Origin of the sequence: Bacillus cereus (assembly GCF_002564555.1) — a bacterium.
Lineage (GTDB): Bacteria > Bacillota > Bacilli > Bacillales > Bacillaceae_G > Bacillus_A > Bacillus_A cereus_K.
The window spans coordinates 208,157-227,871 of the sequence record NZ_NUVD01000015.1 but is presented as its reverse complement, the minus strand read 5'-3'; the positions used below and the strand labels follow the sequence as shown (position 1 = coordinate 227,871).

Below are 19,715 nucleotides of genomic sequence, written 5' to 3'. Positions count from 1 at the left end.
TGATAAAAGATTGTAAAAAAGCGTAATCTGCAAACCATTTCCTTTTCATAGGTGCTAAAATTATATATGCAGCTGCTAATATAAATGAAAAATAAAAAGGAGATAATAGAGTATGGAGAGTAAAGTGGAACGCTATGTCGAAAATTATGTTGTAACTAAAAATACAATGGCCTTACTTCCTGTTATTCTAAGTGAAAAGAAAATTGTTACGCGAGTTGTTGAAATGGAAGATTCTTTTTTCGTATTTCAAAAACCTCTAGATATTATAGAGAGAAGTTGTCGTAAGCACGGTTCTAGTTTCTTTGGCAGAAAAGAAGGAACGAAAGAGTTAACGCATATTACACATAAAGCACCGATTGCGATTAGTCCGACAGATCAACTTTATTTTTTCCCTACCTATTCGTATTCTAGAAAAGAGTGCGTTTGGTTGTCTCATTTTCATATTGAAAGTAACAAAGAATTAAAAGATGGAAATCTTATTATTAGATTTATAAATGGCTTTGCTGTGAAATTAGAAATATCAAAAACTAGTTTCGAAAATCAGCAAAATCGTACAGCAAAATTGCGGACAGAATATGAAGATCGTAGGAAAAAACAAGGAAATCCTTGTTTTAAAGAGATAGATCAAAGGGATGAATCCACATTAAGACCAGCTTATGAGAAAGTGTATTTTGTTAGAGAAGAGGATGTATGAGGGGAAAAGGATGAGGAGACTCATCCTTTTTTTATTTCATTATATATACCGTTTACACTGTAAGATTTATAAATAAAACGAGAGAAATGTACAAACTTTTTGTTCTCGAAGGGCTCAAGATAATATAGAATTACAATATAATGGTAATTCTTCTATATACTTAATATAGTGTGAACATACATCATATTTTTTCCATACTGTATAAAAAGGAGATGGTATGTTGAAAAGGACCATGTTATTTTGGGCACAATATATTCTTGCTTTACCTATATTTTTTATTACATTTATGTTTACTAGTTTCACTGGTAGCCAGTTAATGATAGGTGCGGATAAACAACATTTTGTTTTTACACCTCAAAATGCGACAGATTATAGTCAAATTAACGAAATTGATAAATTGCTATTTGCTTTTTCAATTCAACCGTTTATCACCATAGTATTTTTTCTGTCGATCGTGTATGTGCTGACACTTATTGTTTTTCAAATTATTGAATGTAAGAAGCAAAGAACGATATTACATAGCCTGCAATATATGATTCTTATACCAATTTTTCTTTACTTGTGGTTAGGAACGATGGAATTTTCCGCAGTTAATTTAACGTGGATAGATAATTGGAGAGATTACCTTATCTTCACTCCTGCAACTATAACGAATGAAGAAGATATATATATGATTGATAAATTCCTATACAAATTTCGAATGTTACCTATTCAGAGTACAGTATTAATACTATCTTTCTTATATATGTTAATACTTATCGTGATTGACAGTGTACGCTTGCTAAAAAGTTTGCTTGTAAGAACTAGCAAATAGAAAAGGATAAGTGATCAGTCGCTACGTATTGCCATATAGGTAGAAATAACCTTACATGCAGTAAGGTTATTCTTATGAAAAAGACTAAGTATTACTTTTTATAATAACCATTGAGTGATAATCTGGGCACGTTGTCTAAAATAACTTCATATCCTGTCGAATATTGATAGATTATCATAGCTAAATAATGAAGGAATTCTAACGGAAGATATGGAAATTTAATAATTACGTCTCCATATGTCGTATCTACGATTTCCTCTTTCCTATAAGCAATGATAAAGTAGAGGTAGTAATTAGAGTAAAGGGGTAAAGTGTAGAATGGATTTTCAGTCAATCAAAGATTATTTTTCACCAGAAAATATGGATCATATTGTTGAAAGTTATAAGGCTTTTGGACCGCTTCTTGGCATTGGTTTACCGATGATAGAAGCGCTCATTCCAGCGTTGCCACTTATTGTGTTTGTGTTGGCGAATGCTGTTGCATTTGGCTTTTGGTATGGATTTATTTATTCGTGGCTTGGATCAGTAATAGGTGCGTTACTCGTATTTTTCATCATTCGCAGCTTTGGACGAAGTCGCTTCTTTTCTTTTGTAAATAAACATGAGAGAGTGCGAAAGGCAATGGGATGGATTGAAAGAAAGGGATTCGCACCAATTTTTGTCATATTTTGTTTTCCGTTCACACCATCAGCGCTTATAAACGTTGTAGCTGGTTTATCTCGTATTAGCGTAAAACAGTTTGGATTAGCATTAGCATTTGGCAAGCTGGTGATGATTTTTATTTTAACGTATATCGGTCATGATTTAATATCATTTATTCATAATCCGGTGAAATCGGTAATTGTAGGGATTGGTATTTTTGTTTTATGGTATGTCGGTAAGAAAATCGAAGTAAAGTTAGAACTACATTAAGAATAGTCTTCTTTGTAAAAGAAAGCTTCATTATTAAACGATAAGGGGAGAAGCGAATGAAGAAAACTTTGAAAAAAGAAGGCCTAGAGTGGATAAGAACAATTTTAATTGGTGTACTATTAGCTGTATTTTTTCGAACGTTTTTCTTTTCAACGTATGTTGTAGAGGGGAAGTCAATGATGCCTACATTACAAGATGGCAATATGCTCGTTGTAAATAAGGTGAGTTATCAAGTAGGGGACTTGAACAGATTTGATGTTGTTGTGTTTCATGCGAATGAAAAAGAGGACTATGTAAAGCGAATTATCGGTTTACCTGGAGACCATATTGAATATAAGCATGATAAGTTATATATAAACGGTCAATTTATTGATGAGCCTTATTTAGAGAAGTATAAGAAAGAGATAAATGGAAGGCAACTAACTGGCGATTTTAAACTAGAAGAGTTAACGAAAGAAAAGTCTGTACCACCTGGATATATCTTTGTAATAGGTGATAATCGACTTGGTAGCTGGGATAGTAGACACTTCGGCTTTGTGAAAGCTGATACAGTTGTCGGTAAAGTTGATTTACGATATTGGCCAATTCAAGAGGTACAAACGAATTTTTCAAAAGGTTGATATAATGAAGTAGAAGTATAGAAAAGACAAACAACGCCGTTTGTCTTTTTTCGTGTCCTATAATACAATTATAGTAGCAAACTAACGTTCGTTATGTAAGTGAAAGGTGGGGTTACATGTCACTTCGATTTGTGATTGGTAGAGCGGGAAGTGGAAAAAGTACACTTTGTTTACACGAAGTACAGGAAGAGTTAAAACAGCGCCCGAGAGGGGAAACAATATTATATCTTGTGCCAGAACAGATGACATTCCAGACGCAGCAGGCGTTAATTGGAAGTGAGGATGTAAGAGGTTCTATTCGGGCACAAGTTTTTAGTTTTTCACGATTAGCGTGGAAGGTGTTGCAAGAAGTTGGCGGAGCGAGTCGTCTTCATATTGATGAAGCGGGCGTACATATGTTACTTCGTAAAATTGTAGAGTCTCGTAAAGATGGTCTATCAGTGTTCCAAAAAGCAGCGGAGCAAAATGGTTTCTTTGAACATCTTGGCAGTATGATTGCGGAGTTTAAACGTTACAATGTGACGCCATCAAACGTATATGAAATGTGGCAACAATTAGACGCGCATAGTAGCAGTGCAGAGCAAAAGCTGCTAGCAAATAAAGTATATGATTTACAGCTATTATATGATGATTTTGAACGTACTTTAATCGGGAAATATTTAGATTCAGAAGACTACCTGCAATTACTAGTGGAAAAGCTTCCGCAGTCTGAATATGTAAATGGTGCTGAAATTTATATAGATGGGTTTCATTCATTTTCTCCGCAAGAGCTTGAAATTTTAAGAAAGTTAATGATTTGCGGAGCGAGAGTCACAATTGCGTTAACGATAGATGAAAAAACGTTAGCACAGCCAGTAAATGAACTGGATCTATTTTATGAAACGACGTTAACGTATGAAAAAATAAAACAAGTAGCGCGTGAAGAGAAAATAGAAATTGAAAAAACGATTCCACTTATGGAACAGCCTCGTTTTCATTCTCCGGCATTAGCTCATTTAGAAGCTCATTATGAAGCGCGTCCGAATGAGAAATTTAGCGGTGAAGCGAGTGTAACAATTAGTACAGCCGCGAATTTACGAGCTGAAGTAGAAGGTGTTGCGCGTGAAATCCGTAGACTGGTAGCGGATGAAAAGTATCGTTACCGCGATATTGCAGTCCTTCTTCGTAATGGAGAAAGTTATTACGATGTGATGCGAACGTTATTTACGGATTATAATATTCCGCACTTTATCGATGAAAAGCGCGCGATGTCACATCATCCGTTAGTAGAATGTATTCGTTCTGCCTTAGAAATTATTAGCGGGAACTGGCGTTATGACGCGGTGTTTCGCTGCGTGAAAACAGAGCTTTTATATCCATTAGACGTAAGAAAAGAAGCGATGCGCGAAGAGATGGATGAGTTTGAAAATTACTGTTTAGCGTACGGTGTACAAGGGAAGAGATGGACTTCTGAGGATCCATGGATGTATCGCCGCTATCGTTCACTTGACGATACGAACGGAATGATAACAGACAGTGAACGTGAAATGGAAGAGAAAATAAATCGACTACGTGACGTTGTAAGAACGCCTGTTATTCGTATGCAAAAAAGGTTAAAGCGTGCGGGAACTGTGATACAAATGTGCGAAGCCGTTTACTTATTTTTAGAAGAACTGGACGTTCCGAAGAAGTTAGAAGAATTACGTATACGTGCAGAAGAGAGCGGAGATTTCTTATTCGCGACAGACCATGAGCAAGTTTGGGAAGAAGTAATGAGCCTTCTTGATACGTTTGTAGAGATGCTTGGTGAAGAGAAAATGTCACTTTCTATGTTTACAGACGTTATGTCGACAGGTCTTGAGGCGCTTCAATTCGCTAACATTCCGCCGTCATTAGATCAAGTATTAGTTGCGAATATTGATCACTCCAGGTTATCAAACGTGAAAGCAACATTCATTATCGGCGTAAATGAAGGCGTCATTCCAGCAGCACCGATGGATGAAGGAATGCTTTCTGATGAGGAAAGAGAAGTTCTTGGCGCGGCAGGAATTGAATTAGCACCAACAACGAGACAAACGTTATTAGAAGAACAGTTCGTTATGTACCAAATGGTAACGAGAGCGACTGAGAAATTATATATTTCTTGCCCGCTTGCAGATGAAGAAGGAAAGACGTTATTAGCGTCTAGCTTTATTAAGAAAATAAAAAGAATGTTCCCTGATGTAAAAGACTCGTTCATTACGAATGACGTAAACGACTTATCACGTTCGGAACAAATTTCATACGTAGCAACGCCAGAAGTAACGTTATCTTACGTGATGCAGCAATTACAAACGTGGAAGCGATACGGATTTGAAGGGAATTTAGACTTTTGGTGGGACGTATATAACTTCTATGTAACTTCAGATGAGTGGAAACAAAAAAGTAGCCGCGTGCTATCGAGTCTGTTTTACCGAAATCGCGCGCAAAAGCTAAGTACAGATGTAAGTAGAGATTTATACGGAGATACAATTAAGGGAAGCGTCTCTCGTATGGAACTATTTAACCGCTGTGCGTACGCTCATTTTGCGCAGCACGGTTTATCTCTGAGAGAGCGTGATATTTTCAAACTTGATGCGCCAGATATCGGTGAGTTATTCCATGCGGCACTAAAGAAAATTGCGGACAAGTTATTACGTGAAAACCGCACTTGGGCGGATTTATCAATAAAAGAGTGTGAGCATCTTTCTGTTTTAGTAATAGAAGAAATTGCGCCGTTATTACAAAGGCAAATTTTATTAAGTTCAAACCGTCATTTCTATTTAAAACAAAAACTACAACAAATCATTTTCCGTACGTCAATCATTCTTCGTGAGCATGCGAAGTCGAGTGGCTTCGTACCAGTTGACCTAGAAGTGCCGTTCGGTATGGGCGGTACAGGATCACTTCCACCAATGGAATTTGCGTTACCAAATGGTGTGAAGATGGAAGTTGTCGGCCGTATTGACCGTGTGGATAAGGCGGAAGATGAGAATGGTACGTTCCTGCGTATTATTGATTATAAATCAAGTTCAAAAGCGCTAGACTTAACGGAAGTGTATTACGGCTTAGCACTTCAAATGTTAACGTATTTAGATGTTGTTACTTCAAATGCACAAACGTGGATGAAAAAAGGCGGGACAGCATCACCAGCTGGTGTATTGTACTTCCATATTCATAACCCAATTGTTGAGATGAAAGGCGACGCATCTGAAGCAGAAATTGAAAAAGAAATTTTAAAGAAATTTAAAATGAAAGGGCTCGTATTGGGAGATGCTGACGTTGTTCGTTTAATGGATAACAAACTTACAACAGGAAGCTCTGATATTATTTCTGCTGGCCTGAAAAAAGACGGTAGATTTAGTGCGCGTTCTAGCATTGCAAGTGAGCAAGAGTTTAACGTACTGCAAAAATATGTACACCATACGTTTGAAAATATCGGGAAAGACATTACAGAAGGTGTTATTGATATTGCTCCTTATAAAATGGGGAATAAAGCGGCATGTACGTTCTGTAACTTCAAATCAGTTTGTCAGTTTGATGAGTCACTTGAAGATAATCAGTTCCGATCGTTAAAAGATATGAAAGATAGCGAAGCGATGGAGAAAATTAGAGAGGAGGTTGGCGGAGAATGATAGAAAATTGGCCTAAAAAACCAGAAGGTAGTCAATGGACAGATGACCAGTGGAAAGCCGTTGTAGCGAACGGACGAGATATTTTAGTTGCGGCTGCAGCTGGATCAGGAAAAACAGCAGTATTAGTTGAACGTATTATTAAAAAGATTATTAACGAAGAAAATCCAGTCGATGTCGACCGCCTGCTCGTTGTAACATTTACGAATGCAGCGGCGCAAGAGATGAAAAACAGAATTGGAGAAGCGTTAGAAAAAGTATTAATTGATGGGCCAGGTTCACAGCATATAAGAAAGCAGCTTAGCTTATTAAATAAAGCTTCCATTTCTACAATTCACTCATTTTGTTTACAAGTTATTAGAGGATATTATTACATGCTGGATGTCGATCCTCGTTTCCGCATTGCGAACCAAACAGAAAATGAGTTATTAAAAGAAGAAGTGCTAGATGACATATTAGAAGAAGAGTATGGCATCGAAGATAATACGATATTCTTTGAACTCGTTGACCGCTATACGAGCGACCGTAGTGACGATGACTTACAGCGAATGATTTTAGCACTTCATACAGAATCAAGAGCGCATCCAAATCCGGAGAAATGGCTTGATAAATTAGTAGAAGCATACGACGTAGAAGGAAAGACGATTGAAGATTTAGTGTACGCTTCTTATTTATTAGAAGATGTGAAATTCCAGCTTGAAACGGCGGAAACGCATATTCGGAAAGCGACGGAACTCGCAATGCTTCCTGACGGTCCAGCGCCTCGCGTTGAAACCCTGCAAGCGGATGTAGCTTTACTTGGAACGTTATCAGCAGCAGCTCGTGAGTCGTGGACAAGCGTGTATGAAGCGATGCAAAATGTATCGTGGCAAACGTTAAAGCGCATTAAGAAAAGTGATTACAATGAAGATGTTGTAAAACAAGTAGACTCTCTTCGTAATAAAGCGAAAGATGAAGTGAAGAAATTACAAGAAGAGCTATTTAGCCGCAGACCAGAAAGTTTCTTACGAGATTTTCAAGATATGCATCCTGTATTAGAAAAACTCGTTCAGCTCGTAAAAGTATTTACAGAGCGCTTCCAAGCGATGAAGCGCGATAAAGGAATGGTCGATTTCACAGATTTAGAGCATTTTTGCTTACAAATTTTAAGCGAGCAAAGTGGAGACGGTGAAATGAAGCCGTCAGCAGTAGCACTTCAATATCGTAATAAATTTGCTGAAGTACTAGTCGATGAATATCAAGATACGAACTTCGTACAAGAATCAATTATTAAATTCGTAACGAAAGATTCTGAGAGCGAAGGAAACTTATTCATGGTTGGTGACGTGAAGCAGTCAATCTATCGTTTCCGACTAGCAGAACCAGGCTTGTTCCTAGGAAAGTATAAACGCTTCACGCAAGAAGGATCGGGCGGCGGAATGAAGATCGATTTAGCGAAAAACTTCCGTAGTCGTCATGAAGTGTTAGCAGGTACGAACTTTATCTTCAAACAAATTATGGGCGAAGAAGTTGGGGAAATCGACTATGATGCTGACGCTGAATTAAAGCTAGGTGCTAGCTATCCAGAAGGTGAAGATGTAGCGGCAGAACTACTATGCATTCAGCAAACGGAAGAAGAAGTGTTAGACGGTGAAGAAGGTACAGAAGTCGAAAAAGCACAGCTTGAAGCTCGTCTTATAGCGCAGCGGATTAAAGCGATGGTTGATTCGGGATATACAGTCTATGATCGTAAAACTGATGAAATGCGACAAGTGCAATATCGTGATTTCGTTATTTTACTTCGCTCTATGCCATGGGCGCCGCAAATTATGGAAGAGTTAAAACTACAAGGAATTCCGGTATACGCGGACCTTGCGACTGGTTATTTTGAAGCGACAGAAGTAAATATTATGATGAACGTGTTCCGCGTGATTGATAATCCGATGCAAGATATCCCGCTTGCAGCAGTACTTCGTTCACCGATTGTTGGATTAAATGATGAAGAACTTGCGACGCTTCGTGCTCACGGAAAGAAAGGCTCGTTTTATGAGGTGATGAGCTCATTCTTAAAAGGAGCACCGCTTGAAGAAGAGCAAGAACTACATGATAAATTAGAGTGGTTTTATAACTTACTGCAAGGATGGCGTGAATTTGCGCGTCAACAATCACTTTCTGATTTAATTTGGAAAGTGTACGGTGAGACAGGGTATTACGACTTCGTTGGCGGTTTACCGGCTGGAAAGCAAAGGCAGGCAAACCTGCGTGTACTATATGACCGCGCACGACAATATGAAGCAACATCATTTAGAGGACTATTCCGCTTCTTACGTTTTATTGAACGTATTTTAGAACGCGGTGATGATATGGGTACGGCAAGAGCTTTAGGTGAACAAGAAGACGTCGTTCGCATTATGACGATTCACAAAAGTAAAGGACTTGAGTTCCCAGTCGTATTTGTAGCTGGACTTGGTCGTCGTTTTAACACACAAGATTTAATGAAACGCTTCTTACTCCATAAAGATTTCGGTTTCGGTTCGCAATTTATCGATCCGCGTAAACGAATTAAATATACGACATTATCGCAACTAGCGATTAAGCGTAAAATGAAGATGGAATTAATCGCGGAAGAAATGCGCGTATTATACGTAGCGTTAACGCGTGCGAAAGAGAAGTTAATTTTAATCGGAACAGTTAAGGATGCAAATAAGGAAATGGAAAAATGGCTTGATGCGAGGGAGCATAGTGAATGGTTATTACCAGATCACATTCGTGCCGGGGCGTCTTGTTATTTAGACTGGATTGCCCCTTCATTATATAGACATCGTGATAGTGAAATGCTACTTGAATTAGGGCAAGGAAGTATTCCAGGTGAAATTTATGGGTATGACACTAGCTGGAAAGTAGAAGTTGTTGACGGCAACACGTTACTTGCGCCGGAACCAGTTCAAGAAGAGAAGCAAGAATTGTTAGAAGCACTTCGTGAGAAAAAGGCTGTTCCGTTAGAGAGTGAACGAAAAGAAGAAGTGTACGACAGATTAATGTGGAAGTACGGATATGAGGAAGCAACATCCCACCGTGCGAAGCAATCTGTTACAGAAATAAAGAGAAATTATCAATCAGAAGACGGTAGTGATAACGCCTTTATTAAAAAACTACGTGCCCCAATTAGAACACGTCCGCGTTTCATGGAGAAAAAAGGATTAACGTACGCAGAGCGCGGAACAGCAGTTCATGCCGTTATGCAGCATGTAGATTTGAAGAAACCGATTAAGGCCGAAACGCTACAAGAACAAATCGCAGGAATGGTAAATAAGGAATTATTAACATTCGAGCAGGCGGAAGAAATAGCGATTGAAAAAGTAATTTCATTCTTTGACAGTGACTTAGGTAAAAGAGTATTGGCAGCGAAAAGTGTAGAGCGCGAAGTACCATTTACGATGATGCTTTCAGCAGAAGAAGCATATCAAGATTGGCAAGGTAAGAGCGGGGAATCGATTCTTGTCCAAGGGGTTATCGACTGCATGATTGAAGAAGATGATGGTATTACGTTAATCGACTTCAAAACAGATACGATTGAAGGAAAGTTCCCAGGCGGATTCGAACAAGCGAAACCGATTTTAGAAGATCGATATAAAGTGCAGCTTTCGTTATATGCAAAGGCGCTAGAGAAAAGCTTGCAACATCCTGTGAAAGAGAAATGTTTATACTTCTTTGATGGGAATCACGTTGTAAATATTGAGGAGTAGACAACAGAAAGGGGCTATAAAAAAATGGCAACGTTAAGAACTTGTGAACAGGGACACGAGTACTATAAAAGTAGCGATTGTCCAACTTGCCCGACCTGTGAGAAAGAGAGAAAGCCAAAAGAAGGCTTTCTCTCTCTTCTTTCAGCGCCAGCAAGAAGGGCATTAGAACATCATGGCATTCATACTGTAGAAGAACTCTCAAAATATAGTGAAAAAGAAATTTTAAAACTGCATGGTATGGGGCCTGTGTCTATGCCGAAGCTTAGAAAGGCTTTGGAAGAGAGCGGATTATCGTTTAAATAATAATAGTATTCAAAGAAAAGACATGAGTGTAGAATCTATTCATGAAAAATTACATGTATTGCGCAATGAAAAAAGAGGTGTCACCTAGTATGACACCTCTTTTTTTACGCCGTTCCAATCTGATCTTGGTCTGCCACATCAGAATCAAACGTATTTGTTGCACTAACGCCGCTAAAGGTATTCACGACGAATCCAACATTGGAAGCGCCAGATCCGTTATAAGCTTTCGTATTTTCTTTCGGAGACACGTTATAAAAATCCCCTAAATTGAAAGAGCCGTTACTGTTTTGAACGACGAGATTTCCAACAACCGAAGGCATACCATCCACCTACTTTACTAAGTTTTTTAATTACTATATGAATTATTTAGAGGAAGGTTCATCAGTAATAAATTGGCGGATTTGTAGCGTACGAGAATTATTAAAAACATAGTCAACATTGCCGATTTGGAAGCATGCGGAATTTAAAAGTGTTCGCAAGTGAACATCATTTACTTCAATAAAAGGGCACTCATTTACAATATTCATTCTTACATCTGTTGTTCGTTTTGGAATTGTAATGTGTTCATCTGTAAAGATCTCAAACGCATCAAAACGACCTTCCCCTTTTATATAACAAGGGATTTCTCGATGAACGATAATCGCTCTATTTTTTAATTCTATTTGATTAGCATCCCCGGCCTGGAAGACGGCTGCAACCCCCATAGAAATGATAGAAACATTTTGTACAATTGAAGTATGACGGAGCATAATTTTTCCTCTCCTCAACCTGGAGTCGGAGGGACATCTGTTACTAATGGTACAAATGGCCCTTCAGTAACGGATTCAAATGGTGTATCAAGAATAGAAGAAAGGATGAGAAGGTTTGCATCTCCAATTAAAAATAATGCGGAAGAAGAAACCCCGTTCATTTTAATCTGCCCTACTTTTAACTCACGGTTTACAACATTTAAGTTCATACATACTTACTCCTTTCGGAAATTGCCCGGTATGTGTTGAATAAAGGAAAGGAACGCTTTATCGATATCTTGTTTCATTGCTTGAATAATGATATCTCGTAAATAATCGGGATCTGTGGAAATACCCTCATACGATTGAACTTGTGATAAATAATACGGAAGTCTATGTTCCATCTGTTTTTTTATGTCATCCACCATCATTTGACGATACATTTCATCAAGTGGTGTTCTCTCTTCTTGTTCAAAATGGAGAATTCGATTATAGGCTTCTTCATCTAAATAGCGATGCATTTCTTGAAGGATACCTTGATAAAAGTCTGGATTTATTTCTGTTTCAGGATTTACTTTTAATGTTTCTGTATCCACTTGGAAATCTTCAATTTGCTGCCCCTTTGTTGAAAATGGATTCAAGCCAATATTTAAAGTACCGTTTAAATTTTCTACTTTTAATTGATCGAATTTATATTCCACTTTTCCTATAGAAGAGGAGGGACGACTTTTTAACTCATTAAGCTCTTCTTGTAGTAGGCGAACTTGATCTTCAAGATTTAGAATAGTTTGTTGCTGTATTTGGAGAGCTTGCTGAAGTTGGTGTAGGTAAGTGTATATATCTTGATTCATTTTGTGAAACCTCCTTTTCAATAGGGAGGGTATATTCTTGCTATATATTTATGATAATGTTGGTCTAAGAAGAACTAGTTGAAGGCTTGATGGAAATAATTTGTCCTTTCGCCTGTAATGGACGAAGGGGCTCTGTAAATCCACCGGAATTCGAAAATTTGGATAGAGCTTTAATACTTCCGGCTGTGCCAATTTGGAAGACAGAAGAAGTTGTGATGCTATCAATCCTAATACTGTTGATGATGATACTTTGGTTTACATAAAAATTCAATGCAATCGCCTCCTTTAAGTTGAGCCAATTATCGCTTGATCAATGAAATCTGAATCATTGACAGTCGTTGAACTTTGATAATTGTAGACAGAAACATTATCTCCAACATTAAAAGAGCCGGCCCCAGCGAAAGCACGGGAGTAACTAATAGGTCTAATCGCAAATACATCTCCAATATGAAAAATACCACTTGATCCAATATTGACGATACGAATATGTCCGACCATAGCTGGCATACAAAACACCCTTCATTTTTAAAATTTTCTTTTCTACTATTGTATGGGCGTTTTCAATAAAATGTGTACTTTTTTGAAATAAAAGAATCGCACACATTATTGCGTGTGTGTGTTGAGCGTTTGAGCAGGTTGGAAATCCGTATGTATATGCCAAATCACATTTAAGAGCCTGTCCAATTCTTGGCTACAATGTACTGTTTTTTGCGAAGTCATTCCGTAGCGTTCAGCAAAATAGATCATTTTTTCGCGTTTTTTTTCGATAGCTTGCTCAAACATTGAAATCGGCTCCATCTCTACATGAAATTTTTAGTATATATTTAGTACATATTATACAAAAATTCCATAAAAAAGGAACACCTTCGCTAAAAAAAGTATAATTTCTACATTTTATGTCAAATGGTGAGTGAGTAACGAATAGAATAAGAGAAGAATATTGTAAAAATTAGCGTACATGAGAAGGTTTTTTTCTTACGGATGCGAATACAATTAAAGGGTATGAGTTTTAGGATGGAGAGTGGAAATATTGCGTTTTGTAACGGCGAAGAAAGAAGAAAAGGTATTTGTAGGTATTGTGGATGAAGAAGAAGAAAAGGTATTGCATTTAAGAGAAGCACAAAGGCAAAAAGGGGAAAAGGTTACACTCCCTATTACAATGTTAGAGTGTATTGAAAGAGGGACCGAATGTCTTGAGAAAATATGTGAAATTGTAAATTGGGCAAAGGAAAATGAATGTACAGCGTATTATCCGTTAACAGAGGTGAAAATATTAGCACCGATTCCAAGGCCAAGAAAGAATATTCTGTGCGTTGGAAAAAACTATCGTGAACATGCAGTGGAAATGGGCGGAGTAGAGTCTATTCCAGAAAATATAATGATCTTTACGAAAGCACCAACAACAGTTATTGGCACGAATGAGCAAATTAATGGTCACCCTCACGCAACGGATGAACTAGACTATGAAGGAGAACTAGCTATCATTATTGGCAAGAGAGGGAAGCAAATAAAAAAAGAAAAAGCTCTTGAACATGTTTTTGGATATACAATTATAAATGATGTAACCGCTCGCGATATTCAAAGGAAGCATAAACAGTTTTTCCTTGGAAAGAGCTTCGATACGTTTTGTCCGATGGGACCGTATTTGATTCATAAATCGGTGGTTAGAGCACCGAATGAGTTACACATTGAAACAGTAGTAAATGGAGAAGTAAGGCAAACTTCAAACACAAATAAAATGATTTTTTCAATAGAAGAAATCATTTCAACAATAAGTAAAGGGATGACATTAGAACCAGGTGATATTATAGCAACAGGAACGCCGGCTGGTGTCGGAAAAGGTTTTACACCACCGAAGTTTTTGCATGCTGGTGATGAAGTTGTTGTTACAGTAGAAGGAATTGGTACTTTGAGAAATGTAGTGAAATGAAGAAAAGAGCTATCTTGTATAAAGATAGCTCTTTTTTTAAGGCCATGGATTATTGAAAAAATCTAAAAAAGCGAAAATATATAATCCGATGAGTGCTAATGTACAAATTCCAATTAGCATAACAGCAAGAGAGCTTCTTTCACGGCCAAAACCGATAACTGTAAGGAAAACGGCAGTCCAAAACGAGGCTTTAAGTAGTGTAAATGTATAAGAAGTTGAATAATGACTAAGTAACGTTGTGGATAATAGGAAGCCGATGAATGTAATGGAAATAAAAATAGTAGCTAAATAGTTAATGTGTTTCCCATATTTTAACAGCATATAGTTATCCCCTCTCTATAAAGACTGAATATTCAGTTTCATTTTAACGTAAATGATTGGAAAAGGAAAGAGGTTGTCCCAACATGTAGGACAACCTCTCTATCATTAAGATAATACAGCTTTAATTTTTTGGAATGCCCACTCTAAATCTTCTTCAGAGATTACTAGAGGTGGTGCGATACGAATTACATTTTCGTGTGTTTCTTTACATAATAGACCAGCCGCTTTTAGTTGTTCACAGTAAGGACGAGCTGGCTCGTTTAATTCGATACCGATGAATAAACCTTTACCGCGAACTTCAGTGATCATTGGGTTATCAATTTCTTTTAATTGCCCAACTAATTTTTCTCCTAATTGAAGAGAGCGTTCTGTTAATTTTTCTTCTTCTAACACTTCAAGAGCTGCGATAGAAACAGCACATGCAAGTGGGTTACCACCGAATGTAGAACCGTGAGAACCTGGCTCAAATACGCCTAAAATGTCGCGGTTTGCTGCAACGCAAGAGATTGGGAATACGCCGCCGCCAAGTGCTTTACCAAGTATGTACATGTCAGGAGTTACATCGTCCCAATCACAAGCAAATACTTTACCAGTACGGCCTAAGCCTGTTTGGATTTCATCTGCTACGAATAAAACGTTTTCTTTTTTACATACTTCAAGAGCTTCTTTTAAGTAACCAGCTGGTGGGATGTTAATTCCTGCTTCACCTTGAATTGGCTCTAAAATGAATGCTGCTGTGTTTGGCGTAATTGCAGCTTTTAATGCTTCTAAATCACCGTAAGGAATTACAACGATGCCAGGAAGCATTGGACCGAATCCACGCTTGTACTCTTCGTTGGAAGACATAGAAACAGAACCCATTGTACGTCCGTGGAAGTTATCTTCACAAACGATGATTTCAGCACGGTTTGTTTCTACTTTCTTCACATCATAAGCCCAGCGACGAACTGTTTTAATTGCAGTTTCAACAGCTTCAGCACCTGTATTCATTGGAAGTACCATTTCTTTATTTGTTAGTTTCGCAACTTTTTCGTACCAAGGACCTAATTGATCACTATGGAAAGCACGAGAAGTTAACGTAACACGATTCGCTTGGTCAATTAAAGCGTTAATAATTTTTGGATGGCGATGACCTTGGTTTACTGCAGAATATGCACTTAGTAAGTCCATATAGCGGTTTCCTTCAGGATCTTCTACCCAAACACCTTCTGCTTTAGAAATAACGATTGGAAGTGGATGATAGTTATTTGCCCCGTATGTGTCTGTTAGTTCGATGATATCCTTAGTTTGAATCATGATTGTTCCCCCTTTTGTTATTACAAGAAGTTTGTAAATACTCTAAATATTATAGCATTTAAATGTAAAAAAGCGAAACATTTCCTGAAAATAAATGAACATGTTATCATATAAAGTGAAAAAGTGTGAAAAGAGGAGGTAAGGGATACGATGGTACATATGCATATTACAGCATGGGCGTTAGGTTTAATTTTATTCTTTGTGGCGTATTCACTTTATTCGGCAGGAAGAAAAGGTAAAGGTGTACATATGGGGCTTCGCCTAATGTATATCATCATTATTGTGACAGGATTCATGTTGTACATGAGTATTGTGAAAACAGCAACAGGTAGCATGCACATGTGGTACGGCATGAAAATGTTAGCAGGTATTTTAGTGATCGGCGGCATGGAAATGGTTCTTGTAAAAATGAGCAAAAACAAACCAACAGGGGCGGTTTGGGGCTTATTTATTGTTGCGCTAGTAGCAGTATTTTATCTTGGACTGAAATTACCGATTGGTTGGAAAGTATTTTAATTACAAATAAAACCACCTTATACTCTCAAATATTTGGGAGATAAGGTGGTTTTTATTTTATCCCGTAAACACCCGATTGGTGCGGGCTAATAATCAGTGGGATGCCCCCACTGATTAAAGTTTCACTTTATGTCGCATCGATATGCAACTCTTCTCCATTTACTTTCGTAAAACGGAACATATTTTTATTTGAAGTAGAGTGACGAACAAAATGGTGTTGCAGTGTACAAATCATCTCTTCATTATCGAATAAAAGAATATTTACACCTTCGCATGCTTCTTCTTTTGGTAAGAAGGATAAATAATTATGACAATACATGCAATCATATAAAGAGTAATGAAGGGATTGTAATGCCTCTGTTAATAATGCAAAGACAGAATCAGGTAACTCCTCAAGCCATTCATTATAACTAAGAAGTAATTTTTTACGAATTCGTACCATTTCCCCATTTTGCAGAGGGTGTTGTTCATTTGCGATTTGCAATATGTTTTGTTCATAAAAACGGGCCGGTAACCAGTTGTTGTTATATAAAACTTCAAAACCATCTTCAGCAATATCTTCTAATAAAAATGCTTCATCATTTTCATCATCAAAGAATACCCATTCATTGTTTATATATTCTACATTACCGACTGTATGAGCGCGGGGCTGGTTATATAAAATATGTTTACGTTGTACCATACATGATTTCTCCTTTATTGAAAGTAGTTATTCTTGTTATAGACAGTTCGCGCATTCTTTATAACTAGACACATCTAGACATAGGCGGGCATACAATAAAACACGTTTTACTGAGTGAAAATACTTTTTTTATGCGGATAGTAAGGTATCGGCAAGTTTGTCATTTTCTTGATCCGCATTCCTAGGGCGGAGAGTACTGCTCGTTTAGGAAAAGAAATAAGATGGAAGGATGATTTATATGTGCGGGATTACAGGATGGGTGGATTATAAACGCTCATTAGAAGGAGAAAGAGACGTCGTTACGAAGATGGCTGAGACGTTAGCGAAGCGTGGTCCGGATGATAATAAAGTTTGGATTAAAGGAAATGTCGCATTTGGGCATAAACGGTTAATCGTTGTGGACCCTGAGGGTGGTAAACAACCGATGACTTGTTTAAAGGATGAAACAAACTATGCCATTTGCTACAACGGCGAACTGTATAACACAGAAGACATTCGAAAGGAATTATTAAGAAGAGGATATACGTTCAAAGGTCATTCCGATACAGAAGTACTATTGGCCTCTTATATCGAATGGAAAGAAGAATGTGTTGATCATTTAAACGGTATATATGCGTTTGCAGTATGGGATGAGAAAAATGAACGAGTCTTTATTGCCAGAGATCGATTAGGTGTGAAGCCACTATTTTATAAATATGATAGCGGGCGATTATTATTTGGTTCAGAGTTAAAAGCGATACTGGCGCATCCAGATGTGAAGGCGGAAGTAACGCTAGAAGGACTATCAGAAATATTCGGCCTCGGACCATCTAGAACGCCTGGGCACGGTATTTATGCTGGTATAAAAGAATTACGTCCAGGTCATGCAATGACGTTCTCAAAAGACGGTTTATGCATATGGAGATATTGGAATGTGGAAAGTAAAAAACATGAAGATTCATTCGAAGAAACAGTAGAGAAAACTCGTTTTTTATTACAAGATGCGATTACGAGACAATTAGTTTCTGACGTACCACTATGCACGTTTTTATCAGGCGGTGTGGATTCAAGCGCTATAACAGCAATTGCTGCGAAAGAGTATGAAAGGTCAGGAAAAGGTCAATTACACACGTATTCTATTGATTACGAAGATAATGACAAATACTTTAAAGCAAATGCATTCCAGCCAAATTCGGATGCACCATTTATTAACTTAATGACTGAGACATTTGAAACAATCCATCACCGCTGCATTATTTCGAATGAACTGCTAGCAGAGTATTTAACAGAATCGGTGCTCGTTCGTGATTTGCCGGGTATGGCGGATATCGATTCTTCATTGTTATGGTTTTGCCGCGAAATTAAACAAGATTTTGTTGTTGGTTTATCTGGGGAATGTGCAGATGAAATATTTGGGGGGTATCCGTGGTTTTATAGAGAAGATGATTTACAATCAAGTGCATTCCCATGGATGCGCTCTACAGAGGCGCGTGAACAACTTCTAAAGAAAGAATGGAGAAGTAAATTAAATTTACAACAATATGTACAGCAACGCTATGAAGAATCCATTCAAGAAGTTCCTATTTTGGAAGGAGAAAGTCCGCTAGAAGCGAAAAGACGACAATTATTTTATTTAAACATGGTATGGTTTATGACAACATTATTAGACAGAAAAGACCGTATGAGTATGGGGGCAAGCTTAGAAGTGCGCGTTCCATTTGCAGATCATCGCCTTGTCGAATATGCGTGGAATATTCCTTGGGAAATGAAAATGTATGAAAACCGCGAAAAAGGTCTATTACGCAAAGCGTTAGAAGGGATACTTCCAAATGACATTTTATATAGAAAGAAGAGCCCGTATCCGAAAACGCATAATCCGCACTATACAAAGGCGGTAACAGTATGGCTTCAAGATTTATTAACGGATAAAGGATCAATTTTGCATGAACTGTTCGATAAAGAACAGTTGAGTGGATTGATTCAGTCAGGCGGCAGTGCATTTCAAACGCCGTGGTTCGGTCAATTAATGACTGGGCCGCAACTTTTGGCACATTTAGCACAAATTCATGTGTGGTTTAAAGAGTATGGAGTGAATATTAAAGAATAGGGGAAGAGCGGCTTGCATATATGTGAGTCGCTTTTTTCTTAAATAAATTACCATATAAAATTCAAAATCATATTATAAATAATATTTAATTAGAATTATTATTTTGACGTACTTATTATTAGTTGTTATAATTGGAAACGAATGTTCTTGAAAAAGATTCTCATTTATAAAAAATAGGCTTACTCGTAATGGTGTATGGAACACTGGAAAAAATTATCGTAGCGGCTGCAATGATTCAAAACTATACAATTGGTTGGCAAAGTGCGGGAAATATGCCTGATTCGTGGATTGGGCCAGATGTGCAAGACTTAACGAAAGATTTATATGAAGAGTACGGCTATGAATCTTTCATATATTGATCAGTTGGTTTTGTCGCAGAGTATGTAGAAGTTGTATATGCTGATGATCATGAATGTAAAGTTGTAATGGATGGATTAAATGCGGCATATTTTAGACCAAATATGCTGAATGCACAATCAGTGTTTATTGATTGTTTAGCTGGAATTATTTCTAAAAAATGATGGAGATAGTTGACAAAGATTTTGTTTTGAATAATAATTAGTTTATAATAATTTTAAATAAATAATAATTACTGTGAAGGAAAGAGG

20 protein-coding genes and 1 pseudogene are annotated in these 19,715 nt (G+C 37.5%); 11 read left to right on the top strand and 10 right to left on the bottom strand.

Annotation, left to right across the window (positions count from 1 at the left end; translation table 11 throughout):
• Positions 1 to 112: 112 nt before the first annotated feature.
• From COI75_RS08230 to COI75_RS08195, 7 genes are all read left to right on the top strand, one after another.
• On the top strand, positions 113 to 694 hold the full coding sequence (locus tag COI75_RS08230; protein ID WP_000444435.1) for a competence protein ComK: 582 nt from the start codon (positions 113 to 115) through the stop codon (positions 692 to 694).
• Between the two features lie 217 nt (positions 695 to 911).
• Entirely contained in the window at positions 912 to 1,508 is a 597-nt protein-coding gene (locus COI75_RS08225) for a DUF4306 domain-containing protein (protein WP_000920054.1), read from the top strand.
• A 318-nt stretch (positions 1,509 to 1,826) separates the two neighbouring features.
• Positions 1,827 to 2,420, top strand: coding sequence for a TVP38/TMEM64 family protein (locus COI75_RS08215; RefSeq protein WP_000347507.1), 594 nt, complete (start codon positions 1,827 to 1,829; stop codon positions 2,418 to 2,420).
• 56 nt (positions 2,421 to 2,476) lie between these two features.
• On the top strand, positions 2,477 to 3,040 hold the full coding sequence (gene lepB / locus COI75_RS08210) for a signal peptidase I (protein WP_000751913.1): 564 nt from the start codon (positions 2,477 to 2,479) through the stop codon (positions 3,038 to 3,040).
• A 116-nt stretch (positions 3,041 to 3,156) separates the two neighbouring features.
• Positions 3,157 to 6,672, top strand: coding sequence for a helicase-exonuclease AddAB subunit AddB (addB, locus tag COI75_RS08205; protein ID WP_098448285.1), 3,516 nt, complete (start codon positions 3,157 to 3,159; stop codon positions 6,670 to 6,672).
• Positions 6,669 to 10,394, top strand: a complete 3,726-nt coding sequence (addA, locus tag COI75_RS08200) for a helicase-exonuclease AddAB subunit AddA (protein ID WP_000572308.1) — start codon at positions 6,669 to 6,671, stop codon at positions 10,392 to 10,394. The genes addB and addA overlap by 4 nt, the downstream gene beginning before the upstream one ends.
• Before the next feature lie 24 nt (positions 10,395 to 10,418).
• Entirely contained in the window at positions 10,419 to 10,697 is a 279-nt protein-coding gene (locus COI75_RS08195) for an RNA polymerase alpha subunit C-terminal domain-containing protein (protein ID WP_000224036.1), read from the top strand.
• Between the two features lie 104 nt (positions 10,698 to 10,801).
• Here COI75_RS08195 and gerPF read toward each other — a convergent pair whose 3' ends face one another.
• The 7 genes from gerPF to COI75_RS08160 form a co-directional block, all read right to left on the bottom strand.
• Positions 10,802 to 11,017, bottom strand: coding sequence for a spore germination protein GerPF (gene gerPF / locus COI75_RS08190; protein WP_001141570.1), 216 nt, complete (start codon positions 11,015 to 11,017; stop codon positions 10,802 to 10,804).
• A gap of 42 nt (positions 11,018 to 11,059) precedes the next feature.
• Positions 11,060 to 11,446 carry a spore germination protein GerPE gene (locus COI75_RS08185; protein ID WP_000944042.1) on the bottom strand — a complete coding sequence of 129 codons (387 nt, stop codon included), beginning with the start codon at positions 11,444 to 11,446 and terminating at the stop codon, positions 11,060 to 11,062.
• Between the two features lie 14 nt (positions 11,447 to 11,460).
• Positions 11,461 to 11,655 carry a spore germination protein GerPD gene (gene gerPD / locus COI75_RS08180; RefSeq protein ID WP_001052805.1) on the bottom strand — a complete coding sequence of 65 codons (195 nt, stop codon included), beginning with the start codon at positions 11,653 to 11,655 and terminating at the stop codon, positions 11,461 to 11,463.
• A 6-nt stretch (positions 11,656 to 11,661) separates the two neighbouring features.
• Positions 11,662 to 12,276 (bottom strand): spore germination protein GerPC, encoded by a 615-nt coding sequence (gerPC, locus tag COI75_RS08175; RefSeq protein ID WP_001070756.1) that lies wholly within the window; start codon positions 12,274 to 12,276, stop codon positions 11,662 to 11,664.
• A gap of 64 nt (positions 12,277 to 12,340) precedes the next feature.
• Positions 12,341 to 12,547 carry a spore germination protein GerPB gene (gene gerPB, locus COI75_RS08170; RefSeq protein WP_001012513.1) on the bottom strand — a complete coding sequence of 69 codons (207 nt, stop codon included), beginning with the start codon at positions 12,545 to 12,547 and terminating at the stop codon, positions 12,341 to 12,343.
• A 14-nt stretch (positions 12,548 to 12,561) separates the two neighbouring features.
• The gene (gene gerPA / locus COI75_RS08165; protein WP_001111189.1) at positions 12,562 to 12,783 is read right to left on the bottom strand and encodes a spore germination protein GerPA; all 222 of its coding nucleotides are present in this window, start codon (positions 12,781 to 12,783) and stop codon (positions 12,562 to 12,564) included.
• Between the two features lie 96 nt (positions 12,784 to 12,879).
• Positions 12,880 to 13,059 carry an aspartyl-phosphate phosphatase Spo0E family protein gene (locus COI75_RS08160; protein WP_000462855.1) on the bottom strand — a complete coding sequence of 60 codons (180 nt, stop codon included), beginning with the start codon at positions 13,057 to 13,059 and terminating at the stop codon, positions 12,880 to 12,882.
• A 247-nt stretch (positions 13,060 to 13,306) separates the two neighbouring features.
• Here COI75_RS08160 and COI75_RS08155 point away from each other — a divergent pair, with 247 nt between their 5' ends.
• A complete protein-coding gene (locus COI75_RS08155) occupies positions 13,307 to 14,206 on the top strand; it encodes a fumarylacetoacetate hydrolase family protein (RefSeq protein WP_001213084.1) in 900 nt (299 codons plus the stop codon).
• Positions 14,207 to 14,242: 36 nt separating this feature from the next.
• On the opposite strand, the gene COI75_RS08150 is transcribed toward COI75_RS08155, so the two are convergent.
• A complete protein-coding gene (locus COI75_RS08150; protein ID WP_000925333.1) occupies positions 14,243 to 14,527 on the bottom strand; it encodes a hypothetical protein in 285 nt (94 codons plus the stop codon).
• A gap of 105 nt (positions 14,528 to 14,632) precedes the next feature.
• Positions 14,633 to 15,823, bottom strand: a complete 1,191-nt coding sequence (gene rocD / locus COI75_RS08145; protein ID WP_071731598.1) for an ornithine aminotransferase — start codon at positions 15,821 to 15,823, stop codon at positions 14,633 to 14,635.
• A 150-nt stretch (positions 15,824 to 15,973) separates the two neighbouring features.
• Here rocD and COI75_RS08140 point away from each other — a divergent pair, with 150 nt between their 5' ends.
• Positions 15,974 to 16,339, top strand: a complete 366-nt coding sequence (locus tag COI75_RS08140) for a YisL family protein (protein ID WP_000233498.1) — start codon at positions 15,974 to 15,976, stop codon at positions 16,337 to 16,339.
• A 127-nt stretch (positions 16,340 to 16,466) separates the two neighbouring features.
• Here the strand turns inward: COI75_RS08140 and COI75_RS08135 are convergent, their stop codons facing one another.
• Positions 16,467 to 17,021, bottom strand: coding sequence for a DUF2777 domain-containing protein (locus tag COI75_RS08135; RefSeq protein WP_000250679.1), 555 nt, complete (start codon positions 17,019 to 17,021; stop codon positions 16,467 to 16,469).
• Between the two features lie 238 nt (positions 17,022 to 17,259).
• Here COI75_RS08135 and asnB point away from each other — a divergent pair, with 238 nt between their 5' ends.
• Both asnB and COI75_RS26455 read left to right on the top strand, forming a co-directional pair.
• Entirely contained in the window at positions 17,260 to 19,107 is a 1,848-nt protein-coding gene (asnB, locus tag COI75_RS08130; protein WP_000333985.1) for an asparagine synthase (glutamine-hydrolyzing), read from the top strand.
• A 212-nt stretch (positions 19,108 to 19,319) separates the two neighbouring features.
• Positions 19,320 to 19,669: pseudogene (locus COI75_RS26455) on the top strand (ferrochelatase); the annotation flags it as partial.
• Between the last annotated feature and the right edge of the window lie 46 nt (positions 19,670 to 19,715).

What these genes read in the sequence shown, in the direction of transcription:
- addB (WP_098448285.1), top strand. Translation starts at nt 3,157, where the DNA reads ATGTCACTTCGATTTGTGATTGGTAGAGCGGGAAGTGGAAAAAGTACA.
- COI75_RS08225 (WP_000920054.1), top strand. Translation starts at nt 912, where the DNA reads ATGTTGAAAAGGACCATGTTATTTTGGGCACAATATATTCTTGCTTTA.
- addA (WP_000572308.1), top strand. Translation starts at nt 6,669, where the DNA reads ATGATAGAAAATTGGCCTAAAAAACCAGAAGGTAGTCAATGGACAGAT.
- asnB (WP_000333985.1), top strand. Translation starts at nt 17,260, where the DNA reads ATGTGCGGGATTACAGGATGGGTGGATTATAAACGCTCATTAGAAGGA.
- gerPA (WP_001111189.1), bottom strand. Translation starts at nt 12,783, where the DNA reads ATGCCAGCTATGGTCGGACATATTCGTATCGTCAATATTGGATCAAGT.
- COI75_RS08230 (WP_000444435.1), top strand. Translation starts at nt 113, where the DNA reads ATGGAGAGTAAAGTGGAACGCTATGTCGAAAATTATGTTGTAACTAAA.
- lepB (WP_000751913.1), top strand. Translation starts at nt 2,477, where the DNA reads ATGAAGAAAACTTTGAAAAAAGAAGGCCTAGAGTGGATAAGAACAATT.
- gerPF (WP_001141570.1), bottom strand. Translation starts at nt 11,017, where the DNA reads ATGCCTTCGGTTGTTGGAAATCTCGTCGTTCAAAACAGTAACGGCTCT.
- COI75_RS08215 (WP_000347507.1), top strand. Translation starts at nt 1,827, where the DNA reads ATGGATTTTCAGTCAATCAAAGATTATTTTTCACCAGAAAATATGGAT.
- rocD (WP_071731598.1), bottom strand. Translation starts at nt 15,823, where the DNA reads ATGATTCAAACTAAGGATATCATCGAACTAACAGACACATACGGGGCA.
- COI75_RS08135 (WP_000250679.1), bottom strand. Translation starts at nt 17,021, where the DNA reads ATGGTACAACGTAAACATATTTTATATAACCAGCCCCGCGCTCATACA.
- gerPD (WP_001052805.1), bottom strand. Translation starts at nt 11,655, where the DNA reads ATGAACTTAAATGTTGTAAACCGTGAGTTAAAAGTAGGGCAGATTAAA.
- gerPC (WP_001070756.1), bottom strand. Translation starts at nt 12,276, where the DNA reads ATGAATCAAGATATATACACTTACCTACACCAACTTCAGCAAGCTCTC.
- COI75_RS08195 (WP_000224036.1), top strand. Translation starts at nt 10,419, where the DNA reads ATGGCAACGTTAAGAACTTGTGAACAGGGACACGAGTACTATAAAAGT.
- COI75_RS08150 (WP_000925333.1), bottom strand. Translation starts at nt 14,527, where the DNA reads ATGCTGTTAAAATATGGGAAACACATTAACTATTTAGCTACTATTTTT.
- COI75_RS08160 (WP_000462855.1), bottom strand. Translation starts at nt 13,059, where the DNA reads ATGTTTGAGCAAGCTATCGAAAAAAAACGCGAAAAAATGATCTATTTT.
- COI75_RS08185 (WP_000944042.1), bottom strand. Translation starts at nt 11,446, where the DNA reads ATGCTCCGTCATACTTCAATTGTACAAAATGTTTCTATCATTTCTATG.
- COI75_RS08140 (WP_000233498.1), top strand. Translation starts at nt 15,974, where the DNA reads ATGGTACATATGCATATTACAGCATGGGCGTTAGGTTTAATTTTATTC.